Origin of the sequence: Bradyrhizobium diazoefficiens (assembly GCF_016616235.1) — a bacterium.
Classification (GTDB): domain Bacteria; phylum Pseudomonadota; class Alphaproteobacteria; order Rhizobiales; family Xanthobacteraceae; genus Bradyrhizobium; species Bradyrhizobium diazoefficiens_H.
On the sequence record NZ_CP067100.1, the window covers coordinates 868,324 to 883,578 of the forward strand.

At 66.1% G+C, this 15,255-nt stretch carries 16 protein-coding genes, 1 tRNA gene and 1 pseudogene; 13 read left to right on the forward strand and 5 right to left on the reverse strand.

Annotation, left to right across the window (positions count from 1 at the left end; all coding sequences use genetic code 11):
- Nucleotides 1-6 precede the first annotated feature (6 nt).
- Complete coding sequence (locus JJB99_RS04055) at nt 7-585, reverse strand: methylated-DNA--[protein]-cysteine S-methyltransferase (RefSeq protein WP_200497514.1); 579 nt, start codon at nt 583-585, stop codon at nt 7-9.
- A 166-nt stretch (nt 586-751) separates the two neighbouring features.
- Here JJB99_RS04055 and JJB99_RS04060 point away from each other — a divergent pair.
- The 12 genes from JJB99_RS04060 to JJB99_RS04115 all read left to right on the forward strand — a co-directional run bounded on the left by JJB99_RS04060 (nt 752) and on the right by JJB99_RS04115 (nt 11,391).
- A tRNA-Gly gene (locus tag JJB99_RS04060) sits at nt 752-825 on the forward strand.
- A gap of 175 nt (nt 826-1,000) precedes the next feature.
- Nucleotides 1,001-1,582: a helix-turn-helix domain-containing protein gene (locus JJB99_RS04065; RefSeq protein ID WP_200497515.1), complete on the forward strand. Its 582-nt coding sequence runs from the start codon at nt 1,001-1,003 to the stop codon at nt 1,580-1,582.
- Nucleotides 1,582-2,094, forward strand: coding sequence for a GNAT family N-acetyltransferase (locus tag JJB99_RS04070; RefSeq protein ID WP_200497516.1), 513 nt, complete (start codon nt 1,582-1,584; stop codon nt 2,092-2,094). The genes JJB99_RS04065 and JJB99_RS04070 overlap by 1 nt, the downstream gene beginning before the upstream one ends.
- Nucleotides 2,095-2,096: 2 nt before the next feature.
- Nucleotides 2,097-2,561, forward strand: coding sequence for a GNAT family N-acetyltransferase (locus tag JJB99_RS04075; RefSeq protein ID WP_200500041.1), 465 nt, complete (start codon nt 2,097-2,099; stop codon nt 2,559-2,561).
- A gap of 99 nt (nt 2,562-2,660) precedes the next feature.
- Entirely contained in the window at nt 2,661-3,710 is a 1,050-nt protein-coding gene (locus JJB99_RS04080; protein ID WP_200497517.1) for a LacI family DNA-binding transcriptional regulator, read from the forward strand.
- An 80-nt stretch (nt 3,711-3,790) separates the two neighbouring features.
- Nucleotides 3,791-5,245, forward strand: a complete 1,455-nt coding sequence (xylB, locus tag JJB99_RS04085; protein ID WP_200497518.1) for a xylulokinase — start codon at nt 3,791-3,793, stop codon at nt 5,243-5,245.
- A complete protein-coding gene (gene xylA / locus JJB99_RS04090; RefSeq protein ID WP_200497519.1) occupies nt 5,246-6,580 on the forward strand; it encodes a xylose isomerase in 1,335 nt (444 codons plus the stop codon).
- A 12-nt stretch (nt 6,581-6,592) separates the two neighbouring features.
- On the forward strand, nt 6,593-7,351 hold the full coding sequence (locus JJB99_RS04095; RefSeq protein WP_200497520.1) for an ATP-binding cassette domain-containing protein: 759 nt from the start codon (nt 6,593-6,595) through the stop codon (nt 7,349-7,351).
- Complete coding sequence (locus JJB99_RS04100) at nt 7,351-8,433, forward strand: ABC transporter permease (RefSeq protein WP_200497521.1); 1,083 nt, start codon at nt 7,351-7,353, stop codon at nt 8,431-8,433. Before JJB99_RS04095 ends, JJB99_RS04100 begins: the two co-directional genes overlap by 1 nt.
- A gap of 94 nt (nt 8,434-8,527) precedes the next feature.
- A complete protein-coding gene (locus JJB99_RS04105) occupies nt 8,528-9,460 on the forward strand; it encodes a sugar-binding protein (protein WP_200497522.1) in 933 nt (310 codons plus the stop codon).
- A 98-nt stretch (nt 9,461-9,558) separates the two neighbouring features.
- Nucleotides 9,559-10,536 carry an aldo/keto reductase gene (locus JJB99_RS04110; protein WP_200497523.1) on the forward strand — a complete coding sequence of 326 codons (978 nt, stop codon included), beginning with the start codon at nt 9,559-9,561 and terminating at the stop codon, nt 10,534-10,536.
- A gap of 3 nt (nt 10,537-10,539) precedes the next feature.
- Nucleotides 10,540-11,391: an amidohydrolase family protein gene (locus tag JJB99_RS04115; protein ID WP_200497524.1), complete on the forward strand. Its 852-nt coding sequence runs from the start codon at nt 10,540-10,542 to the stop codon at nt 11,389-11,391.
- A gap of 185 nt (nt 11,392-11,576) precedes the next feature.
- Here the strand turns inward: JJB99_RS04115 and JJB99_RS04120 are convergent, their stop codons facing one another.
- From JJB99_RS04120 to JJB99_RS04135, 4 genes and pseudogenes are all read right to left on the reverse strand, one after another.
- Nucleotides 11,577-11,942 (reverse strand): nuclear transport factor 2 family protein, encoded by a 366-nt coding sequence (locus JJB99_RS04120; protein ID WP_200497525.1) that lies wholly within the window; start codon nt 11,940-11,942, stop codon nt 11,577-11,579.
- A 114-nt stretch (nt 11,943-12,056) separates the two neighbouring features.
- Complete coding sequence (locus JJB99_RS04125) at nt 12,057-12,407, reverse strand: RidA family protein (protein WP_200497526.1); 351 nt, start codon at nt 12,405-12,407, stop codon at nt 12,057-12,059.
- A 98-nt stretch (nt 12,408-12,505) separates the two neighbouring features.
- Nucleotides 12,506-12,727 (reverse strand): annotated as a pseudogene (locus tag JJB99_RS04130) (alpha/beta hydrolase family esterase); the annotation flags it as partial.
- Entirely contained in the window at nt 12,727-14,385 is a 1,659-nt protein-coding gene (locus JJB99_RS04135) for an FAD-binding dehydrogenase (protein ID WP_200497527.1), read from the reverse strand. The pseudogene JJB99_RS04130 and the gene JJB99_RS04135, both read right to left, overlap by 1 nt.
- A 250-nt stretch (nt 14,386-14,635) precedes the next feature.
- Here JJB99_RS04135 and JJB99_RS04140 point away from each other — a divergent pair, with 250 nt between their 5' ends.
- Entirely contained in the window at nt 14,636-15,157 is a 522-nt protein-coding gene (locus JJB99_RS04140) for a hypothetical protein (protein WP_200497528.1), read from the forward strand.
- The last annotated feature ends 98 nt before the right edge of the window (nt 15,158-15,255 follow it).

The window sequence follows — 15,255 nt, forward strand, 5'->3', positions numbered from 1 at the left end:
GCCTATTTAGGTAGGCGCACGGGGCGGAGCAACGGGCAGCAGCACGTCGAACAGGGTCTTGCTGGCGATTGGGTGCGCGCCCTCCAGCGCCAGCAGCCGTCGCTTGGAGATCACTCCGCCGTAAGGCGAGAGCCGGTCGGTGTAATTGCCGGCTTCCAGCACCCTGTGGCTGGGCACGATCAGCATGTAAGGATTTTTGGCGATCGCCTGCGCCAGCGAATGTGCGGCGCCGGAGGCGCCCAGCGCCTTGGCGACCTCGTGATAGGTGCGCGTCTCCCCGCGCGGGATCGTGCAGGCGTACTCATAGACCCGCCGGTTGAAGCCGGGCACCCCGCCGGCGTCGAGGCTGACCTCGGAAAAATCGGGATCGCTGCCTTGCAGCAGGCCCACGATCCCCTCGATCGCCAGCTCCGCGTTCTCGGATGGCCGCTGCTCGCGCGCCTCGGGATGGGTTTGGAAAATCCGGCGGCGGGTGTCGAGCTCCCGCGCCTCCGGCAATTGCACGGCAACGACGCCGGTGCTGCTCCAGATCATGCCGCAACGGCCTATGGCCGTGTCGAATATTGTATAGCCGTGCCCCACCATGCACACGCCCCACTCAGTGCACGTCTCTCCCCAGACACGAGGATCATAACACTGCCACAATCCGGCGCACCTGGAATCTTGCCAAAACGTTAAGAAGCATCCGCGCGCCAAACCGCTTGGCGGGGCGCGCCGTCTCGGCTAATCAGGACAGGCGCAAGGCGCATAAGCGGGCGTAGTTCAATGGTAGAACGGCAGCTTCCCAAGCTGCATACGAGGGTTCGATTCCCTTCGCCCGCTCCAAGCTTTCGCAATTGCATGTCCATTTGGTCTGACTGTCCAAAGCGCGCGCTCGCGCGCCGCCCGAAGATTCCAATACATTAGCTCCTCGCTTCCGGCACGCGCCGTTTCCCCGGCTTAAGCTCCGCCCGCCCGCCGGATGCGGTCCTCCTGTCGGGCAATGTTCGGATCAGAGACCATGAACCAGCAGAAACTCGACCGCGCGATCGGTCGCCGCTTGAAGACGCTGAGGACGCAAGGCGGCATGACCTTGAACGAGCTGGCAGCGCGATCCGGCGTCAGCCGGGCCATGATCGGGCGGGTGGAGCGGGCGCAGAGCAGCGCGACCGCCGCGCTGCTCGGCAAGCTCTGCGCCGCGCTCGACGTGTCGCTGAGCGACGTCGTCGCGCTCGCGGAGAAGCCGCCGGAGCGCTTGATGCGGCTGGCCGACCAGCCGCATTGGCGTGATCCCGACAGCGGCTACCGGCGGCGTCATGCCTCGCCGCCGGATGCAGCGAGCGGCATCGAGATCATCGTCGTCGACCTGCCGGCCGGCGCGCGCGTCTCCTACAGCCCCTGGGGCCGCAATGCCTTCACCCAGCAGCTCCTGATGCTGGAGGGGGCGGTCTGCGTGTATATCGACGCCAAGACGGTGCGCCTGCGCGACGGCGACTGTCTCGACTTCGACGTCATGCGCGCCGTGACGTTCGAGAACGAAACCAAGCAGGATGCACGCTACGTCATCATCACGCGGCGCGGCACGTCTTATGGGAAAATGTGATGTCGCTGATCGTGCGGGACGCAACACTGGAGGATGCCGCCGACATTCTCGCCATCTACAACTACGCCGCGCTCAACACCACGGCGGTCTGGACCGACGGTCCGGCCGACCTCGCCTCGCGGCGCGCCTGGATCGACGCGCGGCGGGAGGCCGGCTATCCGGTGCTGGTCGCGATGAAGGGCAGCCATGCCGTCGGCTTTGCCTCGTTCGGTGATTTCCGTCCGTTCCGCGGCTATCGCCACACGGTGGAGAACTCGGTCTATGTCGACGAGCGGCATCATCGGCTCGGCATCGGCCGCAGCCTCGTTGCCGCGCTGATCGAACGCGCCACCGCGATGAACAAGCACGCGATGATCGCCGGCATCGATGCCGCCAACGCCGCCTCGATCGCCTTGCATGCCTCGCTCGGCTTCGCCGAGGTCGCCCGCATGCCGGAGGTCGGCTGCAAGTTCGGCCGCTGGCTCGATCTCGTCTTCATGCAGAAGCAGCTCGCAAGTGGTGTGAGGCCGTGACGATGCAGATCCGCACCGGCGACACCTACGATCCGCGCGTGATCGCGCTGCTCGACCATCACGTCGCGGCCGCGCGGGCGCAGACCGCGCCGGGCAGCGCCCATGCGCTCGACCTGGCCGGCCTTCGCGCCAGCGACGTCGCGTTCTGGACCGGCTGGGACGGCGAGACGCTGGTCGCCACCGGCGCGCTGAAGACGCTGTCGGCCGACCATGGCGAGGTGAAGTCGATGCACACGCTGCAAACCGCGCGGCGGCGCGGCTTTGGCGGCCAGATGCTCCGCCAAATCATTGCGGAGGGGCGCGCGCGGGGCATGACGCGGCTCAGTCTCGAGACCGGGTCGTGGGATTATTTCAAGCCCGCGCTGGCACTCTACCAAGCCCACGGCTTCGTCCTCTGCGGCCCGTTCCAAGCCTATGTCGAGGATCGCAATAGCCTGTTCCTGACGCTCGATTTGACCGGCCGCTGAGCCTGCCGACGGCAGCGCGGGCGCGACTGCGCTCAAAAAGCCGCGCTTGCCCCTCAAAATGAGTTGCGCACCTCAAACCGCCTCTGCTAGCCTTCAGCCATGGCAGAGGACACCGATACTCTTACCGCGGCCGCGCTGACGCTGAAGGACATCGCCCGGCAGGCGGGCGTCAGCCTGGCGACGGTGGACCGGGTCCTGCACAACCGCCCGGGGGTGCGGCCGGATACGGTCCGGCGCGTCAGGGAAGCGATCGAACGCAATCAGTTCCAGCCACATGTGGCGGCCGCCGAGCTCGCCCGCGGCCGCGTCCGCCGCTTCGCGTTCGTGATGCCGTCAGGGCCGAACCCGTTCATGCAGCAGATCGAGGCCTATCTCGGCGAGATGTCGGCCTGGCTCTCGGCGCGTCGCCTCGGCGTCGAGCTGGTCGCGACCGACGTGTTCGACGCTTCGGTGCTGGCTGCCTCGCTGGAGGCGCTGTCGGGCGACTATGACGGCGTCGCGGTGGTGGCGCTGGATCATCCCGGCGTCCGTGCCGCGATCAATGATCTCGTCGATGCCGGCACCAGTGTGGTCACGCTGGTCTCCGATGTGCCGTCCTCGCGCCGCCACCACTATATCGGTATCGACAACATTGCGGCCGGTCGCACCGCCGGCGCGCTGGTCGGGCGGCTGGCCGGCGGCCGGTCCGGGAAGGTCGCGATCGTCGCGGGATCGCAGGGCCTGCGCGACCACGCCGAGCGCATTTTTGGCTTCAATCAGGTGATGGCCTCCGAGTTTCCGCAGCTCAGCCTGCTGCCCGTGTTGGAAGGACGCGACGAGGACGCGCGGTCGGAGCAACTCCTGGCGCGACTGTTGGGCAGGCATGCTGACATTGTCGGCCTTTATAACGTCGGTGCCGGCACACAGGGCGTCGCCAAAGCGTTGAGCGAGGCCAGCCGCGACAAGGTCGTGTTCGTCGGGCACGACGTCACCGCGTTGACGCGCCGGCTGCTGCTCCAGGGGGTGATGGATGCCGCGATCTCGCAGAATCCGGGCCACGAGGCGCGCGCCGCCGTGCGCGTGCTGCTCGCACTCGCCCGTGGCGAGCCGATCCTGCGCGAACAGGAGAAGATCAGGATCGACATCGTGATGCGGGACAATCTGCCGTAGCGGCGGCGCGACTTTGGACGGCCTGTGGCGAAAGGGCGAAGTTTGAACTCGCGCACGCCACCGGAAACAGGGAGGATGGCGTGTATCTCGGACTAGACATCGGCACGTCCGGTGTGAAGGCAGTGCTCGTGAACGAAGCCGGCGCGATTGTCGCGACGGCGGCGCGCGAGCTCGCGCTGTCGCATCCGGCGCCGCTGTGGTCCGAGCAGGACCCCGATTCCTGGGTCGGCGCGACAACCGGCGCCGTCGATGATCTCGCGAGCCATCATCCGCGCGAGGTCGCGCGGGTAGCCGGCATCGGCTTGTCCGGCCAGATGCATGGCGCGACGCTGCTGGGCGAGAACGGCCGTCCGCTGCGACCCGCGATCCTCTGGAACGATGGCCGCTCGCAGGCCGAATGTGGCGAGCTGGAGCGGCGTTGTCCGTCCCTGCACGCTCTTGCCGGCAATCTGGCCATGCCCGGCTTCACTGCGCCAAAGCTGCTCTGGGTGGCGCGGCACGAGCCCCACGTTTTCGAACGCGTGGCAACGGTCCTGCTGCCGAAGGCCTATGTCCGCTATCGCCTCACCGGCGAGATGGTCGAGGACATGTCGGACGCCGCCGGCACGCTGTGGCTCGATGTCGGCCAGCGCTGCTGGTCGGAAGCGCTGCTGCATGCCACCGGGCTCGATCTTCGCCACATGCCGCGCCTCGTTGAAGGCAGCGACATCAGCGCGGTGCTTGCGCCGGAATACGCGCAGCGCTGGGGCATGGCAAAGAATGTGGTGGTCGCCGGCGGTGCCGGCGATAACGCTGCGAGTGCGATCGGGCTCGGGGCGATCGCGCCCGGCGATGCGTTCCTGTCGCTCGGCACGTCTGGCGTGGTGTTCCGCGTCACCGATCGCTTCGCACCGGCGCCGGCCTCGGCCGTTCATGCCTTCTGCCATGCCGTGCCTGGCCTCTGGCACCAGATGGGCGTGATGCTGTCGGCGGCCGCCTCGCTCGCCTGGCTCGCGGGCGTGATGGAGACACCGGCCGCCGCCCTGCTGGCGCCGCTCGGCGAGCGCGTCGATGGGCCGAGCCCGATTAAATTCCTGCCCTATCTCGACGGCGAGCGCACGCCGCATAACGACGCTGCCGCGAGCGGCGCCTTCGTCGGCCTGCGCGGTGCGACTGGCCGGAGTCAGATCGTGCAGGCCGTGCTCGAAGGCGTTGCCTTTGCCGCGCGCGATAATCTGGCGGCGCTGAGCGCCGCGAGCGGACCAGTCTTAGAGGTCGATCTCGTCGGCGGCGGCTCGCGCTCGCCGCTCTGGGCGCAGATCTGCGCCGACGTGCTCGGCATTGCCATCCACCGCGTCGAGGAGGGCGAGGTCGGGGCCGCGCTCGGCGCCGCACGGCTCGGCCGGCTTGCCGCCACCGGCGAGGATGCGGCGCAGGTCTGCACCCCTCCACGACGGCTCGCAAGTTTCGCGCCGCGCGCTTCCGTCGCTGCCGCCTATGACGATGCCTATCGCCGATGGCGCGAGCTTTATCCCGCGTTGAAGGAGACGACTTAAGTGAACGCGCCAGCCAAATTCTTCGATGTCAGCGCACCCGTCGCCTTTGCCGGCAAGGACGCCGGCAAGAACGCCGGCGAGGCGCCCGCCTTCCGCTGGTACGACAAGGACCGAATGGTCCACGGCCGCAGGCTCGAGGATCATCTTCGTTTTGCAGTCTGCTACTGGCATTCATTGTGCTGGCCGGGCGGCGATCCCTTCGGCGGCGAGACGTTTTTGCGACCCTGGCACCACGGCACTGATCCGATGGCGCTGGCGCGCGCCAAGGCCGATGTCGCGTTCGAGCTGTTTCGCCTGCTCGACGTGCCATTCTTCACTTTCCACGACGTCGACGCCGCGCCGGAGGGCGCCTCGCTCGCCGAGTCCGTGGCCAATCTCAACGCCATCGCCGATCTGTTCGAACAGAAGATGGCCTCGGCCAAAGTCCGCCTGCTCTGGGGCACCGCGAACCTGTTCACGCATCGCCGCTACATGGCGGGCGCCGCGACCAATCCCGACCCTGACATCTTCACCTATGCCGCCGGCCAGGTCCGCGCCGCGCTGGAGGTGACGCACCGGCTCGGCGGCCAGAACTATGTGCTGTGGGGCGGGCGCGAGGGCTATGAGACGCTGCTCAACACCGATCTCAAGCGCGAGCTCGACCAGCTCGGCCGCTTCGTCTCGCTGGTCGTCGAGCACAAGCACAAGATCGGCTTCAAGGGGCCGATCCTGATCGAGCCGAAGCCGAAGGAGCCGACCAAGCATCAATATGATTTCGACGTCGCCACCTGCTACGGTTTCCTCGCGCGCTATGACCTGCTCGAGGACGTCAAGCTCAACATCGAGCAGAACCACGCCATCCTCGCCGGCCACTCCTTCCATCACGAGGTTGCGCTCGCCGACGCGCTCGGCGTGTTCGGCTCGCTCGACATCAACCGCGGCGACGATCTGCTCGGCTGGGACACCGACCAGTTCGCGATGAACGTGCCGGAGCTGGCGCTCGTGTTTCACGAGATCCTGAACCGCGGCGGCTTCACCTCGGGCGGGCTCAATTTCGACGCCAAGATCCGCCGCCAATCGATCGACCCTGATGACCTCATTCACGCCCATGTCGGCTCGATGGATGCCTGCGCGCGCGCCTTCCTCGCCGCCGCCGATATGCTCGATGCCGGCGCGCTCAATGCGCCGCTTGCGAAGCGCTACGAGGGATGGGCCGCGCCCGAGGGCCGCGCCATTCTCGGCGGGCAGCGTTCGCTCGCCGATCTCGCCGATCGTGCGCTCGCTCCAGGCTTCGATCCGCAGCCGCGCTCGGGCCGGCAGGAATATCTGGAATCCCTGGTCAACCGCTATGTCTGAGAAAGGCCGCCGATGACAAGTGACGGAGCAACACCCGTCCTCGAACTGACCGGCGTCGGCAAAGAGTTCGGCGCGATCCGCGCGTTGCATGACGTCGACCTGCAGGTCCTCCCGGGCGAAGTGGTCGGCCTGATGGGCGACAACGGCGCGGGCAAGTCGACGCTGGTCAAGATCATCGCCGGCAATTTCCGTCCCACTCATGGCGAGATCCGGTTTGCCGGCAGCGCGGTCCATTTCACCCGCCCGGTCGATGCCCGCGCCGTCGGGATCGAGGTCGTCTATCAGGATCTTGCGTTGGCCGACAATCTGACGGCCGCGGCCAATGTGTTCCTCGGCCGCGAGCTGAAACGCAGGTTCGGTCCAATCGCCTTGCTCGACCACAAGGCGATGGCGGCCCGCGCGCTGGAGCTGTTCGGCGAGCTGCGCTCGGAGACACGCCCGGACGATCTCGTCAAGCAGATGTCCGGCGGCCAGCGCCAGGCGGTCGCGATCGCGCGGACGCGGCTTTCCAATGCGCGGCTGGTGATGATGGACGAGCCGACCGCGGCAATCTCGGTGCGCCAGGTCGAGCAGGTGCTCGGCCTAATCCATCGGCTGAAGGAGCAGGGCGTCGCGGTGATGCTGATCTCGCACCGCATGCCCGACGTGTTCGCGGTGTGCGACCGTGTCGTCGTGATGCGCCGCGGCGAGAAGCGGGCCGACAAGCCGATCCACCAGACCTCGCCCGAGGAAGTCACGGCCCTCATCACTGGCGCGAAGGAGGCGGCGTGATGGCCATGCCCCTGGAAAGTCCGATCACCTTCTCCAATGTCGGCAAGATCAGATGGTGGCAGCGTGGCATCTTCGCCTCGCAGACCGGCTACGTGCTGCTCGCGCTGGTGGTCCTGCTGGTGATCATGCATTTCGCCAGCCCGTATTTCTTCACGGAAGGCAACATGCAGAACGTGGCGAAGAATTTCTCCTTCATCGCCATCGCCACCCTCGGCGTCACCTTCGTGATCATCACCGGCGGAATCGACCTGTCGGTCGGCTCGATGATGTGCTTCTCGGCCATGATCACCTCGATGGTCATGACCGAGCTGTCGACGCCCGGCGGCCTCGGCGCCTCGCTGTTCGTGCATATGGCCGCCGACGGCAAGACCGTGCTGGCCAATGTCCCCGGCCTGATCCTGCTGGTCTCCATCGTCGCAGGCCTCGGTGTCGCGCTGATTGGTGGCCTCGTTAACGGCTTCTGCATCGCTGTGCTCGGCCTGTCGCCCTTCGTCACCACGCTCGGCATGCTCTCGATCGTGCGCGGGCTCGGCTATGTCGTCTCCAATGGCCGCGGCAGTTTCCCGGGCGGACCGGACGCCGACTATTTCTATGCGCTCACCTCGGGCGACGTGCTCGGCGTGCCCGTGCCGTTCATCTATCTCGTGATCCTGGCACTGGCGATGGCGGTGGTGCTGCATCACACCTCGTTCGGTCGTCACGTCTTCGCGCTCGGCGGTAACGAGAAGGCGGCCGAGCTCACCGGCATCCCCGTGGTGCGGGTGAAGATCGAGGTCTACGTGATCTGCGCGCTCGCCGCGGGCCTGCAGGGCATCATCATCTCCGGCTGGCTCGGATCGGCGCCCGCCAACATGGCGACCTCCTACGAGCTCAATGTGATTGCGGCCGCCGTGATCGGCGGCGCGAACCTCGCCGGTGGCATCGGCGGTCCGCTCGGGGCCATCGTCGGCTGTGTGCTGCTCGAGGTGATCCGCAACGGCCTCGTGCTGGCGCAGGTCAGCTCCTACTGGCAGCAGGCGTTGGTGGGCGTGATCATCATCCTGGCGGTGCTGGTCGACCGCATCCGTTCGCGGACGATCTGACGTGACGTCATCTCGGGAAGACAACGAAAATGTGGCCTGTCCGCTTCCCGGGCACTTTCGAGAGGATGGGCACCAAACAAGGGTGGAGGAGACAATGAGGAAACTTCTTTCTGCCGGCATCGCGGTCGCAATGATGGCGAGCCCGGCGTTCGCCGCGAACTACCGCTTCGTGATCGTACCCAAGGCGATGAACAATCCGTTCTTCGACTTTGCGCGCGACGGCTGTCAGAAGCGGGCCAAGGAGCTCGGCAATATCGAGTGCATCTACAAGGGGCCGGTCGAGCATGAGCCGGCGACACAGGCGCAGATCATCCAGGATTTCGTCACCCAGAAGGCCGACGGGCTCGCCATCTCGGTCGCCGACGTCGCGGCCATGACCAAGTCGATCGAGGCGGCGACCGCCGCCGGCATCCCCGTCATCACCTTCGACGCGGATGCGCCCGGCTCCAAGCGCATCGCCTATATCGGCACCAACAACAAGGAATTCGGGCTCGCACTCGGCAAGCAGCTCCTAAAGCTGCGGCCCGATGGCGGCAAATACGCCATGGTCTCGGGCGGCCCCGGGGCCAAGAACCTTGCCGAGCGCGTCGACGGCGTGCGCGAGGCGCTGAAGGGCTCGAAATGGACCGAGGTCGCGGGCTCGCCGACCTTCTGCAACGACGATCCTGCGCTCGCGGTCCAGCAGATGACTGACATGCGCACCGCAACGCCCGATCTTGCCGCGATCGTTCCCGTCGGCGGCTGGCCGATGTTCGCCCCGGAGGGCTTCAAGGCCTTCGCCAGCAAGAACAAGAAGGACATCGACAGCGGCAAGTTCACGCTGGTCGTCGCCGATACGCTGAAGATGCAGCTCGAACTGCTGCGTGACGGTTACGCCAATGCGCTGGTCGGCCAGCGGCCGTTCGAGATGGGCGAGAAGGCGATGGACACGCTGCTCGCCATCAAGAAGGGCGAGAAGGTGCCGGAGATCGTCTACACCGGCCTCGATCTCGTCACTAGGGACAATGTCGCGCAGATGCTGAAGTAGGAGCGTCGCCAGCCCCCGCTCCTGCGTGCCTCTCCCGCTTGCGAATTATCGCAAGCGGGAGAGATGATTTTGAGGTCAGGCTGTTGAAGGCAATGGAAATGAAACGGTCGCGGCTCGGTTCTCTCGACGTCACCTCAATCGGTCTCGGTTCCGCCCCGCTCGGCGGACTGTTCAGCCCCGTCAGCGATGCCGATGCGGAGGCCACGATCGAACGCGCCTGGTCGCTCGGTGTCCGCTTCTACGACACCGCGCCGCTCTACGGCTTTGGCCTGGCCGAGCGCCGGCTCGGCGCATTCCTGCGGCAACAGCCGCGCGAGTCCTACGCCATCTCGACCAAGGTCGGCCGCCTGCTGCGCGTGCCCGATGGCGCCGCCGTTGAGGACGAGCACTACAAGGGCACCCCGCGCGAGCGGCCGGTGTTCGACTTCTCCTATGACGGCGTGATGCGCTCGGTCGAGGAGAGTCTTGCGCGCCTCGGGCTCGACCGCGTCGACGTCCTGCTCGTGCACGATCCCGACGACCACTATGACGCTGCCGTTTCCGGCGCGTTCCGCGCACTCCAGCGCCTGCGCGAGGACGGCACGGTCAAGGCGATCGGCGCCGGCATGAATCAGTCCGAAATGCTGGTGCGCTTTGCGCAGGCCGTGCCGGTCGACTGCTTCCTGCTCGCCGGGCGCTATACGCTGCTCGATCAGGGCGCGCTCGATGCGCTGTTTCCGGTCTGTCAGGCGAAAAACATCGGCATCCTGCTCGGCGGCATCTACAACAGCGGCATCCTGGCCAATCCGAGCGCCGGCGCGAAGTTCAATTATCAGGATGCCGATGCGGCGCTGGTTGCGCGGGCGCTCGAACTCGACGAGCTCTGCCGCAAGCACGGGACCGAGCTGAAGGCGGCCGCGCTCCAGTTCTGCATGGCTCACCCCGCCGTGACGGTGGCCGTGCTCGGCGCGCGCAATGCGGCCGAGGTCGCCGATAACATCGCGATGTCCGAGAGGAGCGTGCCGCAGGCCCTTTGGCAGGAATTGCGGGCGCGCGGCCTCGTTGACGCCCGGGCTCCGCTGCCGGGTGGAGCGTGAGCCATGATCATCGACGCCCACCAGCACTTCTGGAATCCTGCGCGCGCCGATTATCCCTGGATGGACGCGCCCGAGCTGACACCGATCCGCCGCGCCTTCGGCCCGGCTGATCTGGCGCCGCTGTTGAAGGCGAACGGCATCGACGCGAGCATCGTTGTGCAGTGCCGCTCCGCGCTGGAGGAGACCGAGGAGTTTTTACGCATCGCGCATGGCACGCCATCGGTGATCGGCGTCGTCGGCTGGGCCGATCTGACGGATGGCGACCTCGGCGAAACGCTGGATCGGCTGCGTGCGTCGCCTGGGGGTGACAAGCTGATAGGTATCCGCCACCAGGTCCACGACGAGGCCGACGCGGATTGGCTGCTGCGCGAAGACGTCCAGCGCGGCCTCATAGCAGTGTTCGCCCGCGATCTCACCTACGACTTCCTCGTTCGTACCCGCGAACTGCCCGCGGCAATCGCGACCGCGCAGGCTTTTCCGCAAGCGCACTTCGTGCTCGACCATGCCGCAAAACCGCCGATCGCCGATGGCGGCAGCGACGAATGGTCCGACCGCATCGAAGCGTTAGCTGCCTGCGGCAACGTCTGGTGCAAGATTTCGGGGCTGGCCACGGAGGCGGCCTGGGACGATTGGGATGCAGAGCGGTTGTTTCCGTTTGTCGAACATGCTGCCAAATGTTTTGGCGAGGACCGATTGATCTACGGTTCGGACTGGCCGGTGTGTCTGCTTGCGGGCAGCTATGGCGAGATCAAGAGCGCGCTGGAGGCGTGTCTAGTGAGGCTCGGCTCGGAGGTGCGCGAGAAGGCGTTCGGGGTGAATGCGAAGCAGGCGTACCGGCTCGCCATCGCAAGCTAGGGACGGAGCGTCGAGGTACCTATCCTCCCCTGGAGGGGGAGGATCGATCGCGCGAAGCGCGAGGTGGGGTGATCGCTCCACTCGGGCAGTGTTCAACGTGGAGAGACCGTCACCCCACCCCGCTCCGCATTGCGCTTCGCTCCATGCGTAACGACCCTCCCCCTCCAGAGGAGGGTAAGAAAGCTTCACGCGCCCGCGGGCACCTGGTCCAAGAATCCCGTCACGCTCCTGATGCGCCCGTCTTTCAGGACCGCGAAATCCGTGCCCTTGATCGGGCTGTCGACGCCGTCAGGGCCAAGTCCCCAGCTGAAGCGGAGATGGTCGCCATAGCCGTTGGGCTCGCCGATCAGCTTGAATGTGAAATCGGGGAAGCGCTGCTGCACGCCGGCGATCAGCGCGTCGATGCCATCAGGACCGTCGCCCGTCATCATCGGATCGACATAGCTCGCATCCGCGGTCCAGGTCTCGCTCAGCAGCTCGCGCCGGCGGCTGCTCGCGCGTTCGTTCCAAAGATCGATGTAGCAGAGGGCGATGGCGGTGTGGTCGGTCATGTTGCTCTCCTTCGATGGTGCCGTGAGGTTCGGCTGACCTGACTATCGAAGGATTGCGCGCGCCGATCGATTACCTTGGAGGTCATCGGCGCGCACCAATTTGCAACGCGAAGACTACTTCGCGGCCGTGACCATGATCTCGACGGTGTATTGCGGCGCCGCCAGCTTGGCCTCGACGGTGGCGCGGGCTGGAGTGTTACCTGGCGAGACCCAGGCGTCCCACACCGCGTTCATCTCGCCAAAGGTCTTCATGTCGGTGATGTAGATCGTGGCCGAGAGCAGTTTCGACTTGTCGGTGCCGGCCTTGGCGAGATGGCCGTCGATGGTGGCCAGGATGTCCTGGGTCTGCTTCGTGACGCTTTCACCAGCGGCCTTGGTGGCGACGACGCCGGCGAGATAGACGGTGTCGCCGTGCACGACGACCTGGCTCATGCGCGGGCCGGTTTCGAAACGCTGAATGCTCATTGGGGATCTCCTGCTGGGATGGCGGCCCTGTCTAGCGCAGCGCCCCGTACTCTGCCACCCCAGGCACGCATGCGTTGCCGGCAATGCATGCGCTGATTTTACGGGAATTGACTGAAGAACGACCAGATCGTCTCGGCGCCGTCGATATCGCCGTTCTGCGGCCCGAGCAGGCGCACCGGAATTTTCGGAAAGCGGGCATCCGGCGCGAGGCCAGGCAGGCGGTGGCCGCCGCCGTTGACGCGATAGAGCACGACATCGTGCCCCTTGGGACAGCGCGAGGCAATCCGCGTCACCGTTGACGCATCCGTCGCGGCATGATCTAGCCCACCGCCTTCGCCGCGGCGCGGCCGGCGTTGCGGCCGGAGAACAGGCAGCCGCCCAGAAACGTGCCCTCCAGCGAACGATAGCCGTGGACGCCACCGCCGCCGAAGCCCGCGGCTTCGCCGACCGCATAGAGGCCGGGAATGACGCTGCCCTCCTGGCCGAACACGCGCGAATCGAGATCGGTCTCGAAGCCGCCGAGCGTCTTGCGGGTGAGAATGTTGAGCTTGACCGCGATCAGCGGCCCCTGCGCGGGATCGAGGATGCGGTGCGGCGAGGCGGTGCGGATCAGTCTGTCGCCGATGTAGCGGCGCGCGTTGTGGATGTTCATCACCTGCGCATCCTTGACGTAGGGATTGGCGATCTCGCGGTCGCGCGCCTCGATCTGCATCTTGATGTGCTCGAGCTTGAGCAGGTCGTTGCCGGCGAGCTTGTTCATGGCGGCGACGAGGTCCTCGATCTTGTCCCGCACGATGAAGTCGGCACCATGGCTTTTGAACGCCTCGACCGGCGCTGGCGCGCCCTTGTTGGTGGCGCGGCGCAAGGTCATGCGCCAGCTCTTGCCGGTCAGGTCCGGGTTCTGCTCCGAGCCCGACAGCGCAAATTCCTTCTTGATGATGCTCTGGGTCAGGATGAACCAGGAATAGTCGTAGCCGGTCGACATGATGTATTGGAGCTGGCCCAGCGTGTCGGAGCCGGGGAAGAGCGGCGCCGGCAACCGCGTGCCGGTGGCGTCGAACCACATCGAGGAGGGACCCGGCAGGATGCGGATGCCGTGGCGCGGCCAGATCGGCGCCCAGTTCCGGATGCCTTCGACATAATGCCACATGCGGTCGCGGTTGATCAGCCGCGCGCCAGTCTTTGCAGTGATGCCGATCATGCGGCCGTCGACGTGCTCGGGCACGCCGGAGATCATGAACTTTGGCGGCTCACCTAACCGCTGCGGCCAGTTCTGCCGCACCAGCTCGTGATTGCCGCCGATGCCGCCGGACGCCACGATCACCGCCTGCGCCTTCAGCGCGAACGCGCCGACGACATTGCGGGACGAGCTCTTGCCGCGCTCGGCGTTGTCAGGTGCGAGCACCGCGCCGCTGACGCCGTCCACCGTGCCATTGGTGATGGAGAGCGCGTCGACGCGATGGCGGAACTTGAACGTCAGACGGCCACTCTTCATCGCGTCACGCGCGCGGCGCTCGAACGGTTCGACGATGCCGGGCCCGGTGCCCCAGGTGACGTGAAAGCGCGGCACCGAATTGCCATGGCCCATCGCATCATAGCCGCCGCGTTCGGCCCACCCGACCACGGGGAAGATGCGATGGCCCATCGCGCGCAGCCAATCGCGCTTCTCGCCCGCTGCGAACGCGACATAAGCCTCGGCCCATTGCCGCGGCCAAAAGTCCTCGTCGCGGTCGAAGCCGGCGGTGCCGAGCCAGTCTTGCAGCGCGAGCTCGAAGGAGTCCTTGATGCCGAGCCGGCGCTGCTCGGGCGAATCGACCAGGAACAATCCGCCGAACGACCAGAACGCCTGGCCGCCGAGCGATTGCTCGCCTTCCTGGTCGACCACGATCACGCGCTTGCCCGCGTCCGCAATCTCGGTTGCGGCGACGAGTCCGGATAGTCCTGCACCGACGACGATGACGTCTGTCTGCCCGCCCATGAGTTCCCCCCTGTAGTTACCCGGGATTGAAGCCAGCGGTTGCACCTGAGATCAAGGGCGGGGCGCGTAAGACATCATTAACTTGTTCCACTTTGGGATAGAGGCTGGCCGAGTGCAGCGCGGACGCAACACTGGATTTGAATTTGTTTTGAGCGAGCCGGCCTGCCTAGACAAAACCTTGGTTACGACAGACGCTAGCTGTGCATCACCACCTGACACAAAGAATCGTATTCGACTGGGGCGGGGGACAATGAAGTTTCTGACCGGATTGCTTGCGGCAGTTCTGCTGATCGCTTGTATGGGGGCTTCTCACGCGGTGGTTCGGATCGCGGATGACCGCGGCGGCCGGATCGGAACCTATGTCGACAAATACCAGGATCTGCGCCAGTCCGGCGATACCGTCATCATCGACGGTCTTTGCGCCTCGGCCTGCACCATCGTGCTCGGCGCCATCCCGCACGACCGGATCTGCGTGACCTCGAGCGCGACGCTCGGCTTCCATGCAGCCTGGGATTTCGGCGCCAATGGCCGCGCCGTCACCAATCCCGAAGCGACCCAGATGCTCTATGCGATGTATCCCTCGCAGGTGAGGCGCTGGATCAGCCAGCGCGGCGGTCTCACCCCGCACATGCTGTTCCTGAGAGGCAAGCAGCTTCAGGCCATGTATAAGCCTTGCTACCTGGACGCGCAGGCCTCGGCCAGCAAGCCGTCACGCCGATCTCTCCCGCAGTCGGAACAGCTCGAGTCGGCCCGGGGCCAGCTGCTTCACTGACATCCTCGACATGACGGGATCGTTTTGGCCCGCCAGCGGCGTCTTGCCCGCAGGCGGGCCAAAGCTTATCTGAAGGTTCGGGAACCGGGGCCTTCGCC

Bases quoted from the DNA above. Each gene is read 5' to 3' on its own strand.
- JJB99_RS04120 (WP_200497525.1), bottom strand. From the start codon at position 11,942: ATGACCGACCACACCGCCATCGCCCTCTGCTACATCGATCTTTGGAAC.
- JJB99_RS04080 (WP_200497517.1), top strand. From the start codon at position 2,661: ATGGCAGAGGACACCGATACTCTTACCGCGGCCGCGCTGACGCTGAAG.
- JJB99_RS04065 (WP_200497515.1), top strand. From the start codon at position 1,001: ATGAACCAGCAGAAACTCGACCGCGCGATCGGTCGCCGCTTGAAGACG.
- JJB99_RS04100 (WP_200497521.1), top strand. From the start codon at position 7,351: ATGGCCATGCCCCTGGAAAGTCCGATCACCTTCTCCAATGTCGGCAAG.
- JJB99_RS04110 (WP_200497523.1), top strand. From the start codon at position 9,559: ATGAAACGGTCGCGGCTCGGTTCTCTCGACGTCACCTCAATCGGTCTC.
- JJB99_RS04125 (WP_200497526.1), bottom strand. From the start codon at position 12,407: ATGAGCATTCAGCGTTTCGAAACCGGCCCGCGCATGAGCCAGGTCGTC.
- JJB99_RS04055 (WP_200497514.1), bottom strand. From the start codon at position 585: ATGGTGGGGCACGGCTATACAATATTCGACACGGCCATAGGCCGTTGC.
- JJB99_RS04135 (WP_200497527.1), bottom strand. From the start codon at position 14,385: ATGGGCGGGCAGACAGACGTCATCGTCGTCGGTGCAGGACTATCCGGA.
- JJB99_RS04115 (WP_200497524.1), top strand. From the start codon at position 10,540: ATGATCATCGACGCCCACCAGCACTTCTGGAATCCTGCGCGCGCCGAT.
- JJB99_RS04095 (WP_200497520.1), top strand. From the start codon at position 6,593: ATGACAAGTGACGGAGCAACACCCGTCCTCGAACTGACCGGCGTCGGC.
- JJB99_RS04075 (WP_200500041.1), top strand. From the start codon at position 2,097: ATGCAGATCCGCACCGGCGACACCTACGATCCGCGCGTGATCGCGCTG.
- JJB99_RS04070 (WP_200497516.1), top strand. From the start codon at position 1,582: ATGTCGCTGATCGTGCGGGACGCAACACTGGAGGATGCCGCCGACATT.
- JJB99_RS04140 (WP_200497528.1), top strand. From the start codon at position 14,636: ATGAAGTTTCTGACCGGATTGCTTGCGGCAGTTCTGCTGATCGCTTGT.
- JJB99_RS04105 (WP_200497522.1), top strand. From the start codon at position 8,528: ATGAGGAAACTTCTTTCTGCCGGCATCGCGGTCGCAATGATGGCGAGC.